The organism is uncultured Desulfovibrio sp., from assembly GCF_902477725.1.
Taxonomy (GTDB): domain Bacteria; phylum Desulfobacterota; class Desulfovibrionia; order Desulfovibrionales; family Desulfovibrionaceae; genus Desulfovibrio.
Window position 1 is genome coordinate 184176 of record NZ_CABSIF010000007.1, and the last position, 21379, is coordinate 205554.

Genomic DNA, 21379 nt, shown 5'->3' on the forward strand with positions numbered 1-21379 from the left:
AATATGCAAGATAAAGGCCAGTTTGACAAGCAGTACAGCACCTTTTGCCAGATCAGCCGCCGCACGGTAGGGAGTGCGCCATGCTTGCCTTTACAGGGCCTGTCAGGCAATCTCAAAGGATGTTTGTACGTCTTTTTTCGGCCAGTGACCATGCCTTTGCAGGCAGGGACGGCGTTGCTCCAGACGCGCCAGTTGTAACTATTGCCGCAAGGCCGGGGCAAAGCCTTTCGCAGGCCATCTGGCTTTCGGGGCTGGTGCGCCCTTTGCCCCTGTGTGGCGGGCTTGGGCGTTGCGGGCGCTGCCGCGTGCGTTTTGTGCGCCATGCGCCGCCATGCCTGCCTGCGGAGGAGGACGTTTTTTCCGCCCCGCAACTGGAGGCTGGCTGGCGCCTGGCCTGCCGCCGTCTGGTGCCCGACCCAGAAATGGCTGCGGCGGGGAGCGTTGTAGCGCTTGATCTTGAGTTGCCGCCGGAGAATCTTGTTCTGCCTGCGGGGGCGCAAGCGACAGGGCATTTGCCCGGCCACGGCATAACGCCGCCGGATTTGGCGCTGGCTGTTGATCTTGGCACCACATCCCTCTGCTGGCGGGCGCTTGATATGCAGGGCCGGGCAGTGGCTGAGGGCCGTACGCTCAATCCTCAGGCCGGGGCCGGGGCGGATGTCATGTCGCGCCTTGCCGTGGCACGCGCGCCAGAAGGGCGGGCCGTGCTGGCCGGGCTTGCCCGGCGGCTACTGCTGGGCATCATGGATTCGCTGGCGCAGACGGGCGCGGGGCGGGTGACGCGGTTGTGTCTGGCTGCCAATACGGCCATGACGGATATTTTTCTTGATCGCGATGTGGAGGGGCTGTGCGCAGCGCCGTACAGGCTGACGCACAGCGGCGATGAAACACTTGCGCTGCCGGATTTTCCACCTCTCTATGTACCGCCGCTGCCCGCGCCCTTTGTGGGCGGCGATGTGAGCGCGGGGCTGGCCGCCCTGCTGGAGGCGGATGTTCCCCGGCCCTTTGTGCTGGCCGACCTTGGCACCAACGGCGAACTTGCACTGGTAACCGAGACTGGACAGTTGTGGCTGACCAGCGTACCCCTTGGCCCGGCTCTGGAAGGTATTGGGCCTGAATGCGGCCAGCTGGCTGGCCCCGGTGTGGTAACGGGCTTTACGCTCACGCCCATGGGGCTAGCCGCGCAGTTTTATGAAGGCGCGTCCCCGGATGCAGAAAATACAGCGGACGCGGCGCATCACCATATGGCGCAGAGTAGTGCTTGCCCGTGCACTGCATGTCAGAGCGCAAACGCGGGGCAAAACCCTGCGGGGCTTGCGGCAGGGGCTGCGGCTGGCGCTGGAGTTGAATCTGCGGGAGCTGTTGCGCGCGGCATAAGCGCCACAGGATACTTGTCCCTGCTGGCCTTGTTGCTGCGCGCGGGTGTTCTGCGCACCGATGGGCAGTTTGTGGCGAATCCGGTCATGCCGCTGGCGCGCAAGCTGGCTGCCGGGCTGGAGCAGCCCAATCCGGCAGGGGAACCCCCATCATCCGGCCTGCCCCGGTCAGGCGCGCGCCTGCGCCTGCCGCATGGCCTGTGGCTTGCCGCCGCTGATGTGGAGGCCCTGTTGCAGGTCAAGGCTGCCTTTGCTCTGGCGCTGGATGCGCTGCTGCGCGCGGCGGATATTCCCGCCAGCAATGTTGCGGCAGTGTGTCTGGCTGGTACGCTGGGCGAATATGTCAGGCCGGACGACCTTGAAACTCTGGGCTTTGTCCCCGCTGTTCTGGCTCCGCGCATCCGCGCTGTGGGCAATAGTGCGCTGGACGGAGCCGCGCTGCTTGCGCTGCACAGCAAAAAAATTCCGCCTCTGGCCCGCATGTGCCGCGAGGCCGTGGTGCTTCCCCTTGTAGACGAACCGAATTTTCACACCGATTATCTGCGCCGTATGCGCTTTGGAGTATAAATGTCCGCGAAAGACGATTCTTTTAACGATTCCGATCGGCGTAGCCGCCGTTCCGGCAAGGGCACCAGCCAGCCCCGCCGCCAGTCCCCGCGCAGACCTGACGACAGGCCCGTGCGGCGCGATGGCGCGGACGGCAGATTTGCTGGACGCGATGACCGTAACTCTGGCCGTCAGGACGACCGCCGGGACGGGCGTTCCTCTGACCGCCGTGACGACAGGCCCGGCAGCCGACCTGGGGGTCGCCCCAATAGTCGACCCTCCAGGGGGCAGGATGAACGCCGTGATGCCCGGCGTGATGGGAGGCGAGAAGACCCCCGCGACAATCGCCGTGACGACAGGCGTCCCAATGATCGCCCCGCTGATCGGCGTGACGACCGCCGTCAGGATGGACGTTCGCCAAGCGCACCCAGGGACCGCTACGGCAGGCCTGCATTCCGGCCTGAGAAGCGCGAGGGCGACAGGGACGTTGCTTCTTCCGGGCAGCGCAACTTCGAGCGCCAGAATCAGCGCCCCGCAGCGAGTTCTTTTGAATCGGGGGCATGGCCTGCCGCCAGAGCGCTGTTCCCGCCGCTTTCGGCTGAAACACAGCGCATTCTGGATATGCTGCCCGAAGCCCTGACCAAGGTATGGCCGCTCAATGCGGGGCACAAGCGCTCATTGCCCGATGACGTGGCCCAACTCTCGCGCCTTCTGACCACAGAGCGTGCCGGGCTGGCGCGTCCGTACTGGAGTTCTCCGGCTTCCATCAGCGCCTATCTGTATTATTTTCTGCCCTGGAATCTCGTGCGCCTCACGCGCCTGCTGGCAAGCCTGCCCCTGGCCGACCCCCGCGCGGTGGCTCCGCAGGGTGGCGAGGCTCTGCTGATGGACGTGGGTTCTGGCCCTCTGACCCTGCCGCTGGCTCTCTGGCTGGCAAGGCCTGAATGGCGCAGCGCCCCAGTGCGGGTGCTGGCGCTGGATACCTCGTCGCAGCCGCTTGAACTGGGCAAAACCCTTATGGAAGTTCTGGGCGAACTGACGGGCCAGCCCGTATGGCCCGTGCGCGTTGCCCGTGCACCTCTTGATCAGGTCGTGCGGCAGGCTGCCCCTCTGCTTTCTGGCGGGCGGGCACGTCCGTGGCTGGTCAGCGCGGCCAACGTGCTCAACGAACTGCGTTTTGGCAAAAAGCGTTCACGCGGCGCAAGCGCCATAGAAGATGAGGACGAATTTGATTCGCTGGATGCCGAGGACATGGATATTGACGGCAATCCCGTTGCGGGCGAGGCCGATGGCGAAAAGCCGGAAGGCTGCCGCGAGGATCGGCTCGACAGCTTCCTTGAATCCCTGTCGCCGTTTTTTGACCACGTGGGTTCGCGCGGCGAGGCGGCTGCGGGCAGCCCTGCCCCTGTTGGGCCTTCCCTGCTGTTTGTGGAACCCGGTACGCGCCTTGGCGGCTCCACCATCATGCGTTTACGCCAGCTCGCCGTTGACGGCGGGCTGACGGCCCTTGCGCCCTGTACGCATCAGGCTGATTGCCCCCTGCTGCGCGGTCAGGGCGGGCGCACATGGTGCCACTTTACCTTTGGCAACGAAGGCGCGCCGTTGTGGCTTGAAGACCTGTCGCAGGCTTCGGGCCTTGGCAAAAGCGGCCTGAGCCTCTCCCCCCTGTTGCTTGCCGCCATGCCCGAGGCAGAAGCGCAAACGTCCGGTCCCCTGGCCGCCAGGGTGCTTTCTGCTCCCTTTATGGTGCCGGGGCTGGCGGGCAGGGCACGCTACGCCTGCTCAGGCAAGGGGATACTGCTGCTGGAAAATGCCGAATCTCTGGCCTCTGGTGATGAACTGACTGTTTCCATTGCCGCTGGCGGGCCACGCGACCGCAAAAGCGGCGCCTTGCAGGTGAGCCCTCCGGCGCAGCAGGGGGGAGCCCCCCGGTCTGAGCATCGCCCCGGTGCTGATGAACAAGGGCGCAGGCCCAGGCCATACAACCGGGACAATAGAGAAGGCGGCAGGGATGGAAGCCGTGAGGGCACCCGCGAAGGCAATAAGCCCGCAGGAAAGGGCTATCCAGACCGTCCGTCCCGCGCTCCGCAGGGCGACCGCAGTCAGGGGGATGACCGCAGGGGGCAGGGCGGGCGTCCACCCCGGCCTCATGGCAATGACCGTCCTCAGCGTGACGACCGTTCAGGCCGTGACGACAGGCCGCGCCGCGATGATCGTTCGGGCAGGGATGACCGCCGTGGCCGTGACGACCGTCCGGACCGGAAAGGCCGCCAGGATCGGCAGGGCCAGCCCGACCGTTCAAACCGCTCAGATAGGTCTGACCGTTCGGACAGGCCTGATCGGCCCAATCAGCAGGGGCGGCAGGATCGGAACAACCGTCAGGACAGACCGGGCGGGCAGGACAGAAAGGGCCGTGGAGGTTCTTCTGACAACCGCTCTGGCGACAGGCGGCCTGGCGGCAATCGTGCTGGTAAACCTTCTGGCCAGCGTCGCAACAAACCCTAGGTTATACGGGGCTTCGGCACAGATGTTTTTGTCTGTTCCGCATCGCCTTGTTTAGCTGCAAACTTCAGGGGGGGCTTTTGCCTCCCCTTTTCTGTGTATGGCGCGCAACCGCTGCGTCCTTCGCAGAAATTTCGGCCCGGAATGCTCATAGGTACCCCTTAAGGTCTCAAGGCATTTTCCACCACCTCCGGCCGGGTTACCCGCGCAATATTTTGCTCAAAAAAACTTGCCCCGCATATCCGCGCCACTGGCTAGAAAACGGGTGCGGAGCTGAAGGCGTTTAAAGTTTTTTGTCGCTATTGATTATTTTTATTATTAATTTATATAAATAATTAGGTATGTTAACGGTAGAATGCGGGTTTTCAGGGCCTTTTATTTGCATCTGTTCCGTGTATACTCACCACTTATTATTAAGAACCTAACCCGAGCCGCCATGCTGCGGCTTCTGTTTTGCGGTTAGTTATCTGGAAACTTCGGAGCCGCCTTGGCGGCTGCATACCTTAAATACGAGGCTGTTTTTTCATGCTCACAATGCCCAAGAATTTGCCGCAGCCACAGTTGAAACCCAATACGGAAGTTGTTCTGCAAAAGCGCTATCTGCGCAAGGATCTGACAGGCAAGCAGGTAGAAACCCCGCGTGATCTTTTCTGGCGGGTGGCATCTTGCATTGCCGCCGAGGAAGCCAAGTACAACCAGTCCACCTGTAAGGGCGACGTGCTGGCGCGCGATTTTTATGACCTTATGACCAGCTGGAAGTTTTTGCCCAATTCGCCCACGCTCATGAATGCGGGCACTGATCTGGGGCAGCTTTCGGCCTGCTTTGTGCTGCCGGTGGGCGACTCCATTGAAGAAATTTTTGACGCGGTCAAATACGCGGCCATGATCCACAAGTCTGGCGGCGGCACGGGATTTTCCTTTTCGCGCTTGCGCCCCAAGGATAGCCGCGTGGGTTCCACCGGGGGCGTTGCCTCTGGCCCGGTATCTTTTCTGCGCATCTTCAACACCGCCACAGAGCAGGTGAAGCAGGGCGGCACGAGGCGCGGGGCCAATATGGGCATTCTTCGCGTGGATCACCCTGACATCCTTGAATTTATTCGCGCCAAGGAAAAAGAAGGCGAGTTCAATAACTTCAATCTTTCCGTTGGATTGACAGAAGTCTTCATGCGCGCCGTGGAAAACGATGAGCATTACGACCTCATTGCTCCCAATTCCGGCGAAGTGATCAACCGCCTGCGCGCGCGTGAGATTTTTGAACTGCTGGTCAAAAAGGCCTGGCAGTCCGGCGATCCGGGTATTGTGTTTCTTGACCGCATCAACCGCGACAATCCCACGCCTGACCAGGGCGAGATAGAATCCACCAACCCCTGCGGCGAGCAGCCCCTGTTGCCCTACGAGGCTTGCAATCTGGGTTCCATCAACCTTTCGTGCTTTTACATTCCCGGTCACAACGATGCGGCTGATCCGGCCCGCGACTGCATTGACTGGGCCGAGCTCAAGCGCGTGGTGCACCTTTCTGTGCGTTTTCTTGACAACGTCATTGATGCCTCGCGTTTCCCGCTGGACAGCATCACCGAAACCGTGCGCAGGAACCGCAAGATCGGCCTTGGCGTCATGGGTTTTGCCGACCTGCTCTACCAGCTTGAAATGGCCTATGATTCGCAGCAGGGTCTTGAACTGGGCGAGCGCATCATGGCCTTTATTCAGGAAGAGGGGCACAAGGCCTCGGCCCAACTGGCTGTGGAGCGCGGGGCTTTCCCTGCCTACGCTACGTCCGTGTACGCCAAAAAGAAGCTTGGCCCCTACCGCAACGCCACAGTGACCACCATTGCGCCCACGGGGACGCTTTCCATCATCGCGGGCTGCTCTTCCGGCGTGGAGCCGCTGTTTGCCCTGTGCTTTACCCGTAATATCCTTGACGGCGAGCGCCTTGTGGAGGTGAACCCCCACTTTGAGGCGGCCCTTGCCGATGCCGGGCTGTTCAGCCACGAGCTCATGGATGCGGTGGTGGCCAAGGGTTCCATTCAGGAAATGGACTACCTGCCCGCCAAGCTGCGCAAGGTCTTTGTCACGGCTATGGATATAGCCCCTGTGTGGCATTTGCGCATGCAGGCGGCCTTTCAGCGCCATACCGACAATGCCGTGTCAAAAACCGTGAACCTGACCAACAGCGCAACGGAACAGGATATTTTTGATATTTACTGGCTGGCCTATCAGGAAGGCTGCAAGGGCGTGACTGTGTACCGTGACGGCTGCAAGAGCATCCAGGTGCTGGCCACGGGCGAAGGGCAAAAGAAAATGGACGGCGAAAGCGGTGCTGAGCCTGCGCAGTCTGGTTCGTCTGGTTCCCAGGTTGGGGCTGGCGTGCGCAAACGGCCCGACATTGTGTGGGGCTTCACGCAGAAGGTGCCCACCGGGCTTGGCGTGATGTACCTCACCGTCAACGAGGTTGACGGCCAGCCCTTTGAGGTTTTTGCCACCATAGGCAAATCTGGCCGCTCCATCACGGCCAAGGCCGAGGCCATTGGCCGCCTGGTGTCGCTGGCCTTGCGCTCCGGCGTGCACGTGCGCGATGTTGTGGCCCAGATCAAGGGAATCGGCGGCGAGCACCCAGTGTTTCGCGGCAAGGGGCTGTTGCTTTCCATTCCCGATGCCATCGCCTGGGTGCTGGAAAGGCGCTATCTCAAGGATGAGCACATCGGCGACGTCAACGACCTGCAAGCCCAGAACTGCCCTGAATGCGGCGAACCGCTGGTATTTCAGGAAGGCTGCCTCATCTGCCCCGGCTGCGGTTTTTCGCGTTGCGGGTAATGATTGGAACTGACTGACGGCAAGATATTTTGCGGGGTCTCCTGGCCCAGGCGGGGCAGAGCGGTTTTATAAAAATCCACGCCGACTGCTCCCGGCGGCTCAGGGCAAGCAGCAAACAGATCAGTAATATCCTTGCGGGGGAGGGCGCTCTTTTGTACAAGAGGCGCTTCCCCGCACTGTTATTTCATAAGCGGTTTACACCATGAAATGGATTACGCATCAGGCCACGGCTGTGGCGGCGGCGCTGGCGCTGCATCTTCCCTGGGAGGGCGTGGCGGCGGCTTGCGCTGGCGCGGTGCTGCCCGATGTGCTGGATCAGCGCATTGCGGGCCTCGCCCCCACCCGCAGGGGCCGCCAAAAAGTGTTCAACGCCATCCACCGGGGCACAACCCACTGGTTCGGCTGGTGGCTGGCGGTTTGCGTTGCGGCTTTTGCCCTGTCGCCTGCAAGCCTTGGTTCCTTGGGGCGCGATGCCCTGCTTGGCCTGGGTTTTGGCGGGCTGAGCCATGTGCTGCTGGATATGCTGACACCTTCAGGGGTGCCGCTGACGCCCTTTTCGCGCCAGAACAAACTGTCGTTCAAGCTATGCTCCACAGGGAGCCTCGGTGAATACTGTTTTCTGGCTTGTGTGGCAGGGGCAACGTGGCTGTTCTTTCACGAAGACCTGCTGCGCCTGACCCGCAAACTGGGCCACGGAAGCTGGTTCTGATCCGGCGGGTACACCCGGCGCGGACTCTTTGCACTCACAGGGCGGCATAGATGCTGGTCAAAATATTTCTCACGCCACTGCTTATTCTCATGTGCCTGTTGGTGGCCCGCCGCTGGGGCTCGTTTGTGGGCGGCGTCATTGCTGGCTTGCCGCTCATTTCCGGCCCGGTTTCCTTATTTCTCACGCTGGAGCAGGGCGCCGCTTTTTCTGCCGCAGCCTCATTCAACACCCTGCTTGGGGTGCTGGCCTGCACGATAACAGCGCTCATCTATCCCTGGCTTGCCGCCTGGGGGCTGCCCTGGTTTGTGACCCTGCCTGCGGCCCTGTGCGGATTTTTTGGCGGGGGTTGGGCCGTGCTGCACCTGCCGTTCACGCACGTATGGGCAGTGGCGCTGTCCTCACTTTCTCCAGTGCTGGTACTGACCTGCCTGCCGAGGGTTGTGGCAATGTGCAGGCCCGGCCATACTATGACGGCCTATGTGCGCGTTCCCATACAGATGGCCTGCGGGGCCGGGCTGGTCTTTGCCGTGACGGAGGCCGCCCATTGGCTTGGCCCCGGCTGGAGCGGCGTACTCATGTTTTTTCCGGTCATGGTCTGCTCCATTGTGCCCTTTGCCCATGCCACGCTGGGGGCTGGGGCCGTGATAAGCATTTTTCGGGGCATTATGGCTGGGTGGTTTGGCTGCATAGCCTTTGCGGTAGTGGTGATGACAGGGGTTGAGCATCTGTCCCTGTGGCTGTGTTACGGCCTTGCATCGGGCGCGGCCCTGATGGCGAGCGCGTTGGTTTCCCTGCTGGAGCAGCGGTTGCAGCAAAGGCATGCCACTGGCACAGAGGCAAAATCATAGGCCTGTGGGCAGCCTGATCAGATGTGATAATGGAAGAGACTTTTACCGTTGCGGTGGATGCCGCACCCTGACTATGGTCGGTTGCAAGAGCGGGCTTGCGCAGCCAATAAATGTTTAAGGGGGGTGATGGCCCTCCCCCGAACATTTCAAGATTAGTTTTTCCCGCAGAATCAGGCGGTACCGCGTCTGCGCCGCAGCCTTTGCAGTACGGGCTCCAGAGCCTCGGGCGCGGTCTGCCATGCAAGGGGCAGAAACAGGGCCGCAAAGGCGCAACTGCCCAGCATCAGCACCACGCAGGCCTTGAGGATGGGGGACAGCGTAAACGAGCGCATGCAGACCTCAGAGACCCACCAGCCCGCAGCCGTGGCGGGCAGACTGCAAAAGATCACCCGCGCCGCAAGCCCGGTCAGGCCCGTAAAGGCCCCGCAGCCGTGGCGGCGAATCCATATGCCCACCAGCCAGAGCACGTACAGGCTCACGCTCAGGCCCGAAAGGGCCGCGATGGCCCACGCCCCGTTGGGAACAGCCCACCAGTAGTACATGGGTATGCACAGCGCCGTCATGATGCTGCCGGTCACAGCCGGGGTGATGGTGTCGCCGTGGGCGTAGTAGGCCCGCACCAGCACCATGTAGATAATCCAGAAGGGCGTGGAGGCCAGCATGATGCGGGTGAGCGGCAAGGTAGCCAGCGTGTCCGCGGGGCTGAAGCGCCCGCCCTGAAAAATAACGCCAAGGATGGGCCAGCTTGTGGCCGCCATGCAGAACGCGCAGGGAATGATAAGCGCCACGCTGGCCCGCAGGGCCGTGCGCAAGGTGGTGTTAAAGCGCTCGGTGTCGCCCTGCGCCAGCAGCGCCACCAAAAAGGGATAGGATGCCACGGCGGCGGCCTGACCCACCAGCCCCACAGGAACCTGGGTGATGCGCCGCGCGTAGTTGAGCAGGCTCACCGCGCCATCACCCGCCAGACTGCCAAAGACCCGCAAAAATTGCTCGTCCAGCATCATGATGGTTTGCCCCAGCATGAGGGGCAGGGCCGTGAGCAGAAATTTGCCCATGAGCGGGTGCCGCCATTCCATGTGCAGGCGCAGGCCCTGCTGGGCCGCCACCCGCAGGGGCAGTACAAAGGTGCCAAGGGCCGCGCCAAGGGCCACGCCCACGCAATAGCCGGTCATGCCGTCCATGTGGGCCAGCAGGCCTGCGGGAAGAGCGGCCTGCGCAACCTGCGTGCTTGCCAGCCAGGGCAGCAGCAGGCCCACGGCAATGATGGCCCCGTTATAGATCAGCGGGGCTAGCGCCGGAACGCGGAACTGACGCCGCATGAACAGCAGGGCCGTGACGCATGCCCCGCACAAAAAGAAAATTTGGGCGGGCAGGATGATGCGCATAAAAAAGGCCAGCCGTTCCCACTGCTCCGGCCTAAAGCCGGGGGCCACCGCCTGCGCCAGCCAGGGCGCAAGGGCCATGCCGCCAAGGGTCAGCAGGGTGGAGGCAGCCGCCATCCAGCAGAAAACACAGGAAAAAAAGCGCCATGCGTCCGCCTCATCCTCCTGAAACCTGCGGGTCAGCAGGGGGATGATGGTGATGGACATAAAACCGCCCGCCAGCAGATAATTGATGATGTCCGGCACCACAAAGGCGGCGAAATACATATCGGATTCGCCGCCTGCGCCGAACTGCCACGAAATGATCTTGTCGCGCGCAAGGCCCATAAGGCGCGAAAGAACCGTGCTGGCCGCCAGTATGAGCGCGGCTGCGCCCATACGCTGCTGTGCGGAAAGCAGTGCCATCAGCGGTCCCGCTTTTTGCTGCCGTTGCCCGCGCTGCGCCCGCGCGCGCCAGAACCGGTGCTACCGCCCTTGCCCTGGCCTCCAGTCTTGGGGCCTCGCTTTGGCCCCCCCTCGCTGCGGCGGGCCTTGCCCTTTGCTCCACCCTTGCCCCCGCTCTTGCTGGACTCGTCACCAGGCGAGGTGATCTTCCAGCCGGAGCGCGAACCGCCGGAACGGCTTGTACGTCCCGGTTTTGCGTCGCCCTTGTGAGCAGGTTTGCGGGATGTTTTGCCCCTGCCGCGCCAGTTGCCCTGCGCCGCCTTGGGCAGTTCCAGCGGCATGAGCCGGATTTCAAGCCGCCCCATATTCACTTCCGTCAGCGCGACTTCAAGGCTCTGTCCCATGCGCCACATGACGCCGGAGCGCTGGCCCACAAGGCTCATGGTGCGGGGGTCAAAGTCGTACCAGTCATCCCCGAGGTCATCAATGCGGATCATGCCTTCCACAGGCATGTCGGCCAGTTCCACAAAAATGCCAAAGTCCGTGACCCCGGCCACCATGCCCTTGAAGTGTTCGCCCACGCGGGGCAGCAGGGCAAGGCAGCCCATGCGGCGATCCATCTCGCGTTCGCAGGCCATGGCCGCGCGTTCGCGCCTGTTGATCTGGTCGCTGATGCGCAGCAGCTTCTGACCTGCGGCCAACGCGCCCACGCCGATGCCCATGGCTGTTTTGAGCGCCCGGTGGGTCAGCAGGTCCGCATAGCGGCGGATGGGCGAGGTAAAGTGGCAGTAGGCCTGCGAAGCAAGGCCAAAATGTCCTTCGTTGAAAGGCTGATAGCGCGCCTGCGGCATGGCCCGCAGACAGAGGCGGTTGACCAAAAACTCCTGATCCGTGCCCTGCACGCGGGCAAGAATGCCCTGCATGGCTGCGGCTTCCGGCCGGGGGGGCAGGTCTTCCATACCCACGCCCGCGAGGGTGTCAAAAAGGCTTTCCAGCCGTTCCGGGTCGGGCAGGGGATGCACTCGGTAAAGAAAGGGCATGCCCACATCGCCCAGGTGGCGAGCCACGGCCTCGTTGGCCGCGATCATGAATTCCTCAATGAGGCGGTGGGCATCGTGCCGCTGGCGATGCCCGATCCAGACAACGCGCCCGGCTTCGTCCAGGCGGCTGTCTGCTTCGGGCAGGTCAAAATCAAGGCTGCCGCGCTGGCGGCGGGCATCACGCAGGGCCGCATACAGGGCAAAGGCCCTTTGCAGCATGGTGATAACTTCTTCACCGCGCGGGTTTTCGCGCAGGGCGGCAAGGGCTGCGGCATCGTTGTCGAGCATGCAGGCCTTGACCTGATCGTAGGTCAGCCGCGCCGCAGAGCGCATGACCACCTGAGCAAAGCGCGGTGTGCCGGGCTTGCCCTGTGCGGAAAAGGGAATTTCCGCCAGCATGGCGAGGCGGTCTTCGTCCGGGCGCAGACTGCACAGACCGTTGGAAAGAGCCTCCGGCAACATGGGTTCCACGGATTTGGGGAAATACCAGGAGTTGCCGCGCGAGAGGGCCTCCGCATCCAGCGCTCCGGTGCTGCCGTTGCCGCGGGGGCGCACGTAGTGGCTCACATCGGCAATGGCCACGCGCAGCAGCCAGCCGCCGCCAGGGCGGTCTTCGACCTCCACTGCATCGTCAAAATCACGGGCATCCGCGCCGTCAATGGTCACAAGGGGCAGGCCGCGCACGTCTTCGCGGTTGTGCATGTCTTCAGGCGTGGGGCCACTGGGCAGGTGCTGGGCCTCAGCCAGCACCCCGGCAGGAAAGTCGCGCGGAACCTCGTGGTTGAGCTTGACCAGTTCTTCCTGCACGGCCACATCGTCCTCGCGCCCGTAGTCGCCCACAATGCGGGCTGTCCAAAGGTCGGAGGCAAGGCGCTGCACCGGGGCCAGCAATACCAGAGTGCCAGGCTCGGGGGGCGTTTCGCCAGCAGCCAGCTCCACGCTGAAATTGACGGAGAGGCGCGCGTCCGCCGGACGGCAGAAAAGTGTATTCCCTGTGCGGTGGGCCGCATGGGCGGGGATTTCCTTGAGGCCGCGTTCCACAACTTCAACAATGCGTCCTTCGGGGGATGGGCCGCGCGATGCACCGGGGGAGAGCGCCACGCGCACAATATCCTGATGCCAGGCTTCGCCGGTCAGCGCCGCGGGGATATACACATCGCGCGCGCCGGTAAATTCCAGCTGGCTGTCGCGGTTGTTTTCACCCTCGGCAACTGGCCGCATGGGCGTAACAAAGCCCCCGCCGTCGCGCAGCGAACTGAAGCGGCCCGTAATATGTTTGAGGGCTTCTGGGCGTGCCCAAAGGCCGCCCCGCAGCCGCAGCAGGCGGCCCTGTTCGGCCAGTGTTGTCAGAGCGGCTTCAAGGTCGCCCTTGGCGCGGCGGGCAAGGCCCAGCACACGCAAAAGACCGTCCACGCGCATGGGGCGCGACTGGGCGGAAAAGGCCTCCAGCAGTTCCTCTCGCGAGGGAAAGCCGGGGGTATGGGAGGGAGCGCCGGGCACTCCGCGTTGGAAATTTTTCTTTTTCATAGGGTTCCGTAGTGCGAAAGAAGGGGGCAAAAGGCATGGCCTTTCGCCCCCGATCGCACAAATTTCAGGCTGCGTTGGCGCAGTACCGCATCACTCGCGGTTGCCGCCGAACAGGCGCAGCATCATGAGGAAAAGGTTGATGAAGTCGAGGTAGAGCGTCAGCGCGCCAAGGATGGCGCCACGGCGCACGGCGGTACCGTCTTCCATGGGGGCGTTTTCGCCGAACCGGCGCAGCTTCTGCGTGTCATAGGCGGTCAGGCCAGTGAAGATCAGCACGCCAAGGCAGCTGATGATGAAGTCCATCATGCTGTTCTTGAGGAAGATATTCACCAGCGAGGCAATGACAATGCCGATGAGGCCCATGAACAAAAAGCTGCCCATGGACGTGAGGTCGCGCTTGGTGACAGTGCCGTAGACCGACATGGCAAGGAAGGTGCCGGTGGTTACCAGAAACGCGTTGGCGATGGACGCAATGGGGTACACTACAAAGATGGACGAAAGCGTTGCGCCCGTAACAGCGGAATACAACAGAAACAGACCCGTGGCCGTGCCGCCGGACATTTTGTGAACCGCCGCCGAAAGGGCGATGACAAGACCGAACTGGGCCACCAGCATGAGAATAAGCACAATGGTGTTGCCAAAAATGGCCGCCTGCACGGCAGGCGAACTGGCAACGGCGTAGGCCACGACAGTGGTTACTGCCAGACCGGCCGTCATCCACTGATAGACCTGACGCATGTAAAGGGAAGCAACGCTGGTAGCGGCGCTTTGAGCAACACTGCGGCTGTATGACATTATATCCTCCGAAAAGCAGTTGAAGGCGCTCAGTCCGTTCGGCGGCTACGGCTCCGTGCCGCAGTGCCGTCGGGCGGGCTTGAAGTTTGTCTTCTGAGTTCAAGTATAATAACGGCAGCGGCATTTAGCAAGGGCCGGAAGGGGAAAGTTCGGCGCTGGCGGCTGCGCACAGCATGGCTGGAGCTTGTGGGACTCGGGTTGAGGCTGGCCCTGGTGCAGTCCGCCTGGCCGCGCTTGCTGCGTGTAAAGCAGCGTGCTACCTTGCGGCCTGCCGGGGTAGACCCGGCACATCATATTGCGAGGAGTAATCCATGAAATCAATTCGTGTTTTTTTTCGTGCAGTTACACTGACTCTTTGCCTCGGTGGCATGCTTGCCCTGGCAGGGCAGGCGCAGGCTGCTGATCCTGATCCGGCTGTGAAGCTTGAAACCAACCTTGGCGACATTGTGGTGCGCCTTGATGCCCGCAAAGCCCCCATCAGCACGGCCAATTTTGTGCAGTACGTCAAATCCGGTTTTTATGACGGCACGGTGTTTCACCGCGTTATCAAGAATTTCATGATCCAGGGCGGCGGCTTTACCCCCGACCTGAAGCAGAAGTCTGCCCGCGCCTCCATCCGTAATGAAGCAGACAATGGCCTCAAGAACAAAAAGTACACCATCGCCATGGCCCGCACCAGCGAGCCGCATTCGGCATCTGCGCAGTTCTTTATCAACACCAAGGATAACGACTTCCTCGACTTCAAGAGCCAGACGCCGCAGGGCTGGGGCTATGCCGTGTTTGGCAAGGTCATCAAGGGGCAGGAAGTGGTAGACAAGATCGCCGCCGTGCAGACCGGCAAGAAGGGCTACTACGACGACGTGCCCATGGAAAGCGTGATTATCAAGAAGGCCGTTATCGTGGAATAAAGCGCAAAAGAAAATTATGCGGCGGCGCTGCCGGCCGTGTGCAGACGGAGGGTTCGTTGAGCCCTCCGTTTTTTTACAGGTCAGCGTCATTGGTGTCGCCGTGGTCAGACTCAGTCTGGCTACGGCTTTTTTCATACATGCTGCCCCAGGTTTTCAGCGATTCCATGATGGGCACAAGCGATACGCCCAACGGCGTGAGCGAATAATCCACGCGCGGCGGCACCGTGCCGTAGACCTTGCGGTGTACAAGGCCGTCTTCTTCCAGTTCGCGCAACTGGCGCACCAGCATGCGCTCGCTGATCTCCGGCAGGGCTCGCCGCAACTGGCTGAAACGGATAACTTCCTGCAATGAAAGAAAATAAATAACCAGCAATTTCCACTTGCCGCCAATGAGCTGCAAGGTCAGTTCAAAATGGCAACGGTAATTGCCCTGTACGGGCGGGCAAATGTCGGGAGTGTCCATACGCTTTCCTGTTCAAAACTATACTATTTGTCAGTACCTGTTATTGGCGTCATTATATGAATTTTTTGTCAGTACTTCAACTTTTGCAGATTAGGCATAGTATGGGTGCAAATCTAGCACTCAGGAGAATCATCATGAAAGTACTGGCCATAAACGGAAGCCCCAGAAAAAACGGCAATACGGCTCTTTTGCTGCATGAGGCCCTTGTGCCCCTGCGCGAGGCGGGTTGGGAAGTGGAAACTGTGCAGTTGGGCGGCAAGAAGATTCAGGGCTGCCGTGGTTGCGAAAAATGTGCGGAACTCAAAAACGGGCGCTGCGTTTTTGACAACGACATGCTCAACGAACTGCTGCAAAAAATGCTGGCAGCGGACGCCATGATCCTGGGTACGCCCTGTTATTTCACGGATATGTCTTCGGAACTGAAAGCGCTGGTGGATAGAGCCGGATTTGTGGCCTATGTGAACGGCGGTCTTTTTCAGGGCAAGATTGGCGCGGCAGTAGTGGCTGCGGGGCGCGCCGGGGCCACCCATGCCTATGACAGCATCAACCATATGTTTCTGATGTCCAAGATGCTGGTTCCCGGTTCGACCTACTGGAACGTGGGCTTCGGCCATGCGGAGGGGGATGCGGCAAAGGACGCCTTTGCCCTGGAAAATATGCGGCATCTGGGCAGAGCCATTGACTGGCTGGGCAAGGCCGTGGTTCCGCATATGGCGGAATACCCCGCCGCATAGACGGCAGGCCCAGCGCGTGGGCGAGAGGAAATCAGGCGGGCAGGGAAAACTGCTGAGATACGGACTTTGGTGGACTCTACTTGCCCGCCAGGGCGGCAAAGCGGCGCACGGTCAGGTGGCATACTGCCACAGCCAGCGCATCGGAGGTATCCAGCGCCCAGTTGGCGTTTTTGACGTTGAGCAGGCGCTGCACCATAAAGGCCACCTGCTCCTTCTCTGCCCGGCCCGTTCCCACAAGGGATTTTTTGACAAGGGTCGGTTCATAATCGCTGATGGTGAGGCCGTGCGCCGCGCAGGCGGCCACGGCAACGCCCCGCGCCTGACCAAGCTTGAGGGCCGAAGCCGCGTTCTTGGCGGTAAAGACCTGCTCGATGGCGGCTTCTTCCGGCTTGAGGCGGGCCAGAACGCCTGAAAGCTCATGATAGATGCGGGCGAGGCGGTCAGAAAATTCTTTTCCCGCCGAGGCCGTGCGCACCACGCCGCAGTCCACCAGCTGCAACACGCCCGAAACCTCGCGCACCACGCCCCAGCCCGTGCGCTGGGAGCCGGGGTCGATGCCGATGACCGTTACAGACTGCATGGTCTGTTACAGCAAAAATGAGGTAACAATGTAGTCAGCCGCAAGAATCAGCACGCAGGAAATAACCACGGCAGAGGTAGTGGCGTTGCCCACGGCCTCCGGGCCAACGCTGTCGCGCCTCTTGTTGGTGTAATAGCCCTGGCGGCAGCAGATGGTGGTCACAAGCAGACCAAAGAGCACGGCCTTGATGAAACCGCCGTTCACGTCCGTTGCCGTCACCGAGCTGGTGATGCGGTAAAAATACGCGCCTTCGTTGATGCCCAGCATGAGCACACCCGTGAGATAGCCGCCGATGATGCCGATAACGTCAAATACCGCCGTCAGCAGCGGAAAGGCGATGAGCGAGGCCAGGAGGCGCGGGCTGACCAGATAGCCCATGGAATTGATATCCATGACGTCCAGTGCGTCAATCTGGTCGGTAATGCGCATGACGCCGATTTCTGCCGTCATGGAAGACCCGGCGCGGCCCGTGAGCATGATGGCCGTGAGCACCGGCCCAAGCTCGCGGATCAGGGTGAGCGACACGGCAGAGCCAAGCATGCCCACGGAGCCGAACTTCACCAGGGTGTAGTAGCCCTGAAGCCCCAGCACCATGCCGCAGAACACGCCGATCAGCATGATAAGAAAGAGCGATTTGGAGCCAATGACATAGAGCTGCTGCATGGTGCGCGGAAAAATCTTGGGGCTGGCAAATATCTGGGCCAGACCTCCAAACATGAACAGTGCAGTGTTGCCAAGAGCGTCTATGCCGTTCAGGCAGGGGCGGCCTATCTTGCGCAGAAAATCGCCGAAATTTTCGGTTGCGGTCATGGTTTGCCTCACCGCCCTGATTTTTGCGGTTTGCTTGAAACAGGTTTTTGCGAAATCTGAATGGGTACGCCCAGCTTCATGTGGCGCAGGTCTTCACGCAGGTTGAATGCATCGTCTTCCGTGCCGCGAATGCTGACCATAACCAGCACGAGCTTGCCGTTTTTCTGGGTACGGGTGCGCAGCCCCTTGCCTTCAAGGCGAGTGCGCAGTTTGTCCGCGTCTTCGTCAGATTTGAATGCAGCTACCTGATATACATAATCAAACTGCGGGCCAGTCTTGGCCGGTGCGGGCTTTGCTGCCTGCGCCCCGTTTTGTGCGCTGGCCTGTCCGTTGGCTTGAGCGCCCTGGCCCTGCCCATTCTGGTTTGCGCCGGGTTTGATGCCCCAGGCCGCCAGACTGTTGCCCGAAGGCTGCGCAAAGGGATAGGCTCCCTGCGGGGATTGCTGGCCCTGTTTCCCCTGCGGCGGCTGGGCTGCTGCTTTCTGTCCCTTTTGATCCTGCCCCGGTTTGCCGGGTTGGGGCGCGCCTGCGGGCGTAGCCTGATTTTCCTCAGCGCCGGGGGCCGGATTCTGGGCATCGGCGGTTTCGGCCTGTGCCGCCGGAGCTGCCGCGTCAGGCGCGGGGGCCTCCGGGGCTGGTTTGGCCTTGGGCGCGTCCTTGGAGATCATGCTGGTCATCTGCTCCACACGCGTTTCAGGGTTTTGCCCGCGCCCGACCATGAATCCCATAAAAAATGACCAGCCCACAGCAACCGAGAGGATTGCGCCCAGCAGGGCAAGCATTGGCCCCGAAAGGCGGATGACAAAGCGGCGCTTCTCGCCAGAAGGTTGGGAAACGGCGGATTTGCGGGGTTTACGTAAGGGGGCGGCCATTCATTATCCTCCGTCGTGCGGTAATCTGCGGGGTTTGGTTTAACCGTTAAGGCGCGTCTTGTCCGGGGCAGGCAGAGCACACGCAAGGCCTCGTCCAAAACGCGCCTTAACGGTAACAGGCACAGAGCAGATTTGTCGCACGCCGAATATTCGACGTTTATGCAAACAGCGGGGATGGTTCTGCGGGAGTGGCCCCACAGGGGCCATCTGGCAGGATCGAACCGACGCTGTTTCCGTTCGAGAACAGTTCAAAATCCAGTTTAGACGAATGTTACATGCTTTCCGGGGCGCTCACGCCAAGCACGTCCAGACCGTTGCGCAGCACCTGACCGATGGAACGCAGGAGGGCAAGGCGGGCCAGGGTGCGGGGCGCGTCATCGGCCAGCAGCACCTGATGCCTGGCATAGTAGCTGTGCAGCTGTCCGGCCAGTTCCGTGAGGTAGGTGCTCACGTGGTGGACGCCAAGCGATTTGGCGGCGGAGGCCAGCATGTCTTCAAACGTGGCGGCCTTGCGCAGCAGGGCCATGTCTTCGGGCGTATCCAGCCCGTGCAGCAGCTCCGCATCGGCCTTGGCGGGCAGCACGAAGCCGCGTTCCTCAGCCCGGCGCAGCACGGCGCAGATGCGCGCGTGGGCGTACTGCACATAGTACACCGGGTTGTCGAGGCTGCGCTGCTTGGCAAGCTCAAGGTCAAAGTCCAGCGGGCTGTCGCTCTTGCGCGAAAGAAACATGAAGCGCGCCGCGTCAACGCCCACTTCCTTGATGACATCGGCCAGGGTTTCAAAGGTGCCCGCGCGGGTGGACATGCTCACGGGCTGGCCCTCGCGCAGCAGGTTCACCAGCTGGATGAGCACCACGTCAAAGCTGTCCTGCGTTTTGCCCATGGCCGTGATGGCCGCGCGCATGCGGGGGATGTAGCCGTGGTGATCCGCGCCCCAGATATCAATGAGCCAGTCGTAGCCGCGCTGAAATTTGTCGTGATGGTAGGCGATGTCGGAGGCAAAGTAGGTCAGGCTGCCGTCCGACTTGCGCAGCACGCGGTTTTTGTCGTCGCCCAGATTTTCGGTGGCAAACCAGTAGGCATTGTCTTTCTCATACGTATACCCGGCAGAATCAAGCGCGTCAAAAGCCGCAGCAACGGCCCCGCCTTCCACAAGGGTTTTTTCAGAGAACCAGCGCTGGTGCTCCACGCGGAATTCGTTGAGGTCGTCCTTGATGCCGTTCAGGATGTCGTTCATGGCCTTGTCGTAGCACACGTCCTGGCCTTCGGCGTCGGGCAGTTCCACGAGGGCGGGGTTGGCATCCAGCATTTCGCGGGCGATGTCGATGATATAGTCGCCCTTGTAGTAGTCTTCGGGCCAGGTGACGGGCTTTCCGGCCAGTTCCTTGGCGCGCAGCCACACAGAAAGGCCCAGCAGGCGCATCTGGCGACCGGCATCATTGATGTAGTATTCGGTGTTAACGTCATAACCAGCCACGCGCAGCAGGCGGGCAAGGCTGTCGCCCACGGCAGCGCCGCGCCCGTGGCCCACATGCAGGGGGCCGGTGGGATTGGCGGAAACATATTCCAGCAGCACTTTTTTGCCTGCGCCGCCCGTGCTCTTGCCGTATTCCTTGCCCGCGGCTTCAATGTCCGCCACGGTAGCGCGCCAGAAATCCTGCGTGAAGGTCACGTTGCAGAATCCGGGGCCGGCGGCTTCGGCATGGGACACATCGGGGCAGCGCTCCACAAGCTTCTGGGCGAATTTCTGCGCCAGTTCGCGGGGGTTGGCCTTGGCTTCCTTGGCGAGCAGCATGGCGGAGTTGACGGAAAGATCGCCGTGCTTGGGGTCGCGGGGCGGTTCAATAACGGTTTTGACGGGCCAGGCAAGGCCTTCTTCTTCAATAATGGCCTTGAGGGCCGTGCGCAGGGTGTCAATGGCGCGCATAGTGCTGGTGTCCTTTATTGTGCAACGGTTGCGGCTTTACGCCTCGGGCGGCCCGGGGCACTGCCGCCGGGAACCCCGTTTCAGGTTCATGCGCAGGCCGGTTGCGACAGTACCGCACGGAGACGCATGAAGAAAAAGTTTCAGGCAAGGCGGGGAAGGCCGTCCGCGTGAAAGGCCTTCCTCCGCAAAAACCTATCCTGCAAAGGCCGCCGCTGTTTCGGCGTTGTTAACGAGCTCAATGGCAAGGTCTTCCGCCGTGGCAGTTCCTGCAAGGCAGGGGGCCACCATCTTGCCGAGCACGGCCTTGGGGCCAAGCTCCAGCCAGCGGCGCGCGCCGTCGGCATACTGGTTGCGCACGGTGTCTGTCCACTGCACGGAGGATGTCATCTGCACAAGCAGGCTTTCGCGGGCGCTTTCGCCATCTGTCACGGCCTTGCCGTGGGCATTGCAGTATACGGGGAACTTGGGCTTGCTCCACACGGCCTTGCGCAGCAGGGGGGTGAGTTCTTTGTTGGCCTCGGCCATCATGGGACTGTGGAACGCGCCGCTGACCTTGAGTTCAAGGCCACGGCCCTTGCGCTCCTTGGCCTTCTGGCAGGCCAGGGCCACGGCGGCCTTGGCCCCGCTGATAACAAGCTGGCCGGGGGTGTTGTAGTTGGCCACCAGCAACAGTTCGCCGCACTGGGCAACGGTTTCGGCCACAATTTCTTCAATGGCGGGCTGATCCAGCTTGAGCAGAGCGGCCATGCCGCCCTTGCCGTCGGGATCGGCCTCGGCCATGAGGCGGCCACGCAGGGCTGTAAGCTCAAGGGCGCTCTCGGCAGAAAGCACGCCAGCGGCGGCCATGGCGCTGAACTCGCCAAGGCTGTGCCCGGCTGCGCCGCACACGTTGGCGCGCGCGGCAACCGCGCTCCAGAGGTTCAGGTTCACCACTGTGAGGGCGGGCTGGAGGGCGCGGGTGTCGCTCATGGCGGCATCATCGCCTTCCCAGTAAATTTCGCGCAGGGGCAGGCCACTGATGCGCTCGGCCTGCTTCCAGAGGTTCATGGCGTCAGAAGAAGCCTCGGCCAGATCGCGGCCCATGCCCGACTCTTGCGAGCCCTGGCCGGGAAAGAGCAAAACGGCTTGTGTCATGCGGGGTTTATCCTCCAGTGGCGCGCACGTG

Annotated in this window: 16 protein-coding genes; 7 read left to right on the forward strand and 9 right to left on the reverse strand. The window is 61.7% G+C overall.

Features of this window, described 5'->3' with window-relative positions; translation table 11 throughout:
- The first annotated feature begins 119 nt into the window (after nt 1-119).
- The 5 genes from RDK48_RS08550 (at nt 120) to RDK48_RS08570 (ending at nt 8792) form a co-directional block, all read left to right on the forward strand.
- Complete coding sequence (locus RDK48_RS08550) at nt 120-1943, forward strand: ASKHA domain-containing protein (protein WP_298991971.1); 1824 nt, start codon at nt 120-122, stop codon at nt 1941-1943.
- Entirely contained in the window at nt 1944-4427 is a 2484-nt protein-coding gene (locus RDK48_RS08555) for a small ribosomal subunit Rsm22 family protein (RefSeq protein ID WP_298991968.1), read from the forward strand. It begins immediately after the preceding gene.
- Between the two features lie 522 nt (nt 4428-4949).
- Nucleotides 4950-7235: a vitamin B12-dependent ribonucleotide reductase gene (locus RDK48_RS08560; RefSeq protein ID WP_298991965.1), complete on the forward strand. Its 2286-nt coding sequence runs from the start codon at nt 4950-4952 to the stop codon at nt 7233-7235.
- Between the two features lie 202 nt (nt 7236-7437).
- A complete protein-coding gene (locus RDK48_RS08565) occupies nt 7438-7944 on the forward strand; it encodes a metal-dependent hydrolase (RefSeq protein ID WP_298991962.1) in 507 nt (168 codons plus the stop codon).
- Nucleotides 7945-7994: 50 nt separating this feature from the next.
- Nucleotides 7995-8792 (forward strand): hypothetical protein, encoded by a 798-nt coding sequence (locus tag RDK48_RS08570; protein WP_298991959.1) that lies wholly within the window; start codon nt 7995-7997, stop codon nt 8790-8792.
- 170 nt (nt 8793-8962) lie between these two features.
- Here the strand turns inward: RDK48_RS08570 and murJ are convergent, their stop codons facing one another.
- The 3 genes from murJ to RDK48_RS08585 all read right to left on the reverse strand — a co-directional run bounded on the left by murJ (nt 8963) and on the right by RDK48_RS08585 (nt 13920).
- On the reverse strand, nt 8963-10579 hold the full coding sequence (gene murJ / locus RDK48_RS08575) for a murein biosynthesis integral membrane protein MurJ (RefSeq protein WP_298991956.1): 1617 nt from the start codon (nt 10577-10579) through the stop codon (nt 8963-8965).
- Nucleotides 10579-13125, reverse strand: coding sequence for a ribonuclease R (gene rnr / locus RDK48_RS08580; protein WP_298991953.1), 2547 nt, complete (start codon nt 13123-13125; stop codon nt 10579-10581). Before rnr ends, murJ begins: the two co-directional genes overlap by 1 nt.
- Nucleotides 13126-13215: 90 nt before the next feature.
- Nucleotides 13216-13920 (reverse strand): Bax inhibitor-1/YccA family protein, encoded by a 705-nt coding sequence (locus RDK48_RS08585; RefSeq protein ID WP_298991950.1) that lies wholly within the window; start codon nt 13918-13920, stop codon nt 13216-13218.
- 311 nt (nt 13921-14231) lie between these two features.
- Between RDK48_RS08585 and RDK48_RS08590 the strand changes: the two genes are divergently transcribed.
- Nucleotides 14232-14828 carry a peptidylprolyl isomerase gene (locus tag RDK48_RS08590; protein WP_374042253.1) on the forward strand — a complete coding sequence of 199 codons (597 nt, stop codon included), beginning with the start codon at nt 14232-14234 and terminating at the stop codon, nt 14826-14828.
- Nucleotides 14829-14901: 73 nt separating this feature from the next.
- Here RDK48_RS08590 and RDK48_RS08595 read toward each other — a convergent pair whose 3' ends face one another.
- Nucleotides 14902-15291: a helix-turn-helix domain-containing protein gene (locus RDK48_RS08595; protein WP_298991947.1), complete on the reverse strand. Its 390-nt coding sequence runs from the start codon at nt 15289-15291 to the stop codon at nt 14902-14904.
- 134 nt (nt 15292-15425) lie between these two features.
- On the opposite strand from RDK48_RS08595, the gene RDK48_RS08600 reads away from it, so the two are divergent.
- Nucleotides 15426-16025, forward strand: coding sequence for a flavodoxin family protein (locus tag RDK48_RS08600; RefSeq protein ID WP_298991944.1), 600 nt, complete (start codon nt 15426-15428; stop codon nt 16023-16025).
- 76 nt (nt 16026-16101) lie between these two features.
- On the opposite strand, the gene ruvC is transcribed toward RDK48_RS08600, so the two are convergent.
- The 5 genes from ruvC to RDK48_RS08625 form a co-directional block, all read right to left on the reverse strand.
- Nucleotides 16102-16605 carry a crossover junction endodeoxyribonuclease RuvC gene (gene ruvC / locus RDK48_RS08605; RefSeq protein WP_022657884.1) on the reverse strand — a complete coding sequence of 168 codons (504 nt, stop codon included), beginning with the start codon at nt 16603-16605 and terminating at the stop codon, nt 16102-16104.
- 6 nt (nt 16606-16611) lie between these two features.
- Nucleotides 16612-17415, reverse strand: a complete 804-nt coding sequence (locus RDK48_RS08610; RefSeq protein ID WP_022657885.1) for an ABC transporter permease — start codon at nt 17413-17415, stop codon at nt 16612-16614.
- 8 nt (nt 17416-17423) lie between these two features.
- Complete coding sequence (locus RDK48_RS08615) at nt 17424-18287, reverse strand: SPOR domain-containing protein (RefSeq protein ID WP_298991938.1); 864 nt, start codon at nt 18285-18287, stop codon at nt 17424-17426.
- Nucleotides 18288-18558: 271 nt separating this feature from the next.
- Complete coding sequence (argS, locus tag RDK48_RS08620) at nt 18559-20214, reverse strand: arginine--tRNA ligase (RefSeq protein WP_298991935.1); 1656 nt, start codon at nt 20212-20214, stop codon at nt 18559-18561.
- A gap of 192 nt (nt 20215-20406) precedes the next feature.
- Nucleotides 20407-21348 (reverse strand): ACP S-malonyltransferase, encoded by a 942-nt coding sequence (locus tag RDK48_RS08625; protein WP_298991932.1) that lies wholly within the window; start codon nt 21346-21348, stop codon nt 20407-20409.
- Nucleotides 21349-21379 lie beyond the last annotated feature (31 nt).

Bases quoted from the DNA above. Each gene is read 5' to 3' on its own strand.
- RDK48_RS08550 (WP_298991971.1), top strand. From the start codon at position 120: ATGTTTGTACGTCTTTTTTCGGCCAGTGACCATGCCTTTGCAGGCAGG.
- RDK48_RS08555 (WP_298991968.1), top strand. From the start codon at position 1,944: ATGTCCGCGAAAGACGATTCTTTTAACGATTCCGATCGGCGTAGCCGC.
- RDK48_RS08560 (WP_298991965.1), top strand. From the start codon at position 4,950: ATGCTCACAATGCCCAAGAATTTGCCGCAGCCACAGTTGAAACCCAAT.
- RDK48_RS08565 (WP_298991962.1), top strand. From the start codon at position 7,438: ATGAAATGGATTACGCATCAGGCCACGGCTGTGGCGGCGGCGCTGGCG.
- RDK48_RS08570 (WP_298991959.1), top strand. From the start codon at position 7,995: ATGCTGGTCAAAATATTTCTCACGCCACTGCTTATTCTCATGTGCCTG.
- murJ (WP_298991956.1), bottom strand. From the start codon at position 10,579: ATGGCACTGCTTTCCGCACAGCAGCGTATGGGCGCAGCCGCGCTCATA.
- rnr (WP_298991953.1), bottom strand. From the start codon at position 13,125: ATGAAAAAGAAAAATTTCCAACGCGGAGTGCCCGGCGCTCCCTCCCAT.
- RDK48_RS08585 (WP_298991950.1), bottom strand. From the start codon at position 13,920: ATGTCATACAGCCGCAGTGTTGCTCAAAGCGCCGCTACCAGCGTTGCT.
- RDK48_RS08590 (WP_374042253.1), top strand. From the start codon at position 14,232: ATGAAATCAATTCGTGTTTTTTTTCGTGCAGTTACACTGACTCTTTGC.
- RDK48_RS08595 (WP_298991947.1), bottom strand. From the start codon at position 15,291: ATGGACACTCCCGACATTTGCCCGCCCGTACAGGGCAATTACCGTTGC.
- RDK48_RS08600 (WP_298991944.1), top strand. From the start codon at position 15,426: ATGAAAGTACTGGCCATAAACGGAAGCCCCAGAAAAAACGGCAATACG.
- ruvC (WP_022657884.1), bottom strand. From the start codon at position 16,605: ATGCAGTCTGTAACGGTCATCGGCATCGACCCCGGCTCCCAGCGCACG.
- RDK48_RS08610 (WP_022657885.1), bottom strand. From the start codon at position 17,415: ATGACCGCAACCGAAAATTTCGGCGATTTTCTGCGCAAGATAGGCCGC.
- RDK48_RS08615 (WP_298991938.1), bottom strand. From the start codon at position 18,287: ATGGCCGCCCCCTTACGTAAACCCCGCAAATCCGCCGTTTCCCAACCT.
- argS (WP_298991935.1), bottom strand. From the start codon at position 20,214: ATGCGCGCCATTGACACCCTGCGCACGGCCCTCAAGGCCATTATTGAA.
- RDK48_RS08625 (WP_298991932.1), bottom strand. From the start codon at position 21,348: ATGACACAAGCCGTTTTGCTCTTTCCCGGCCAGGGCTCGCAAGAGTCG.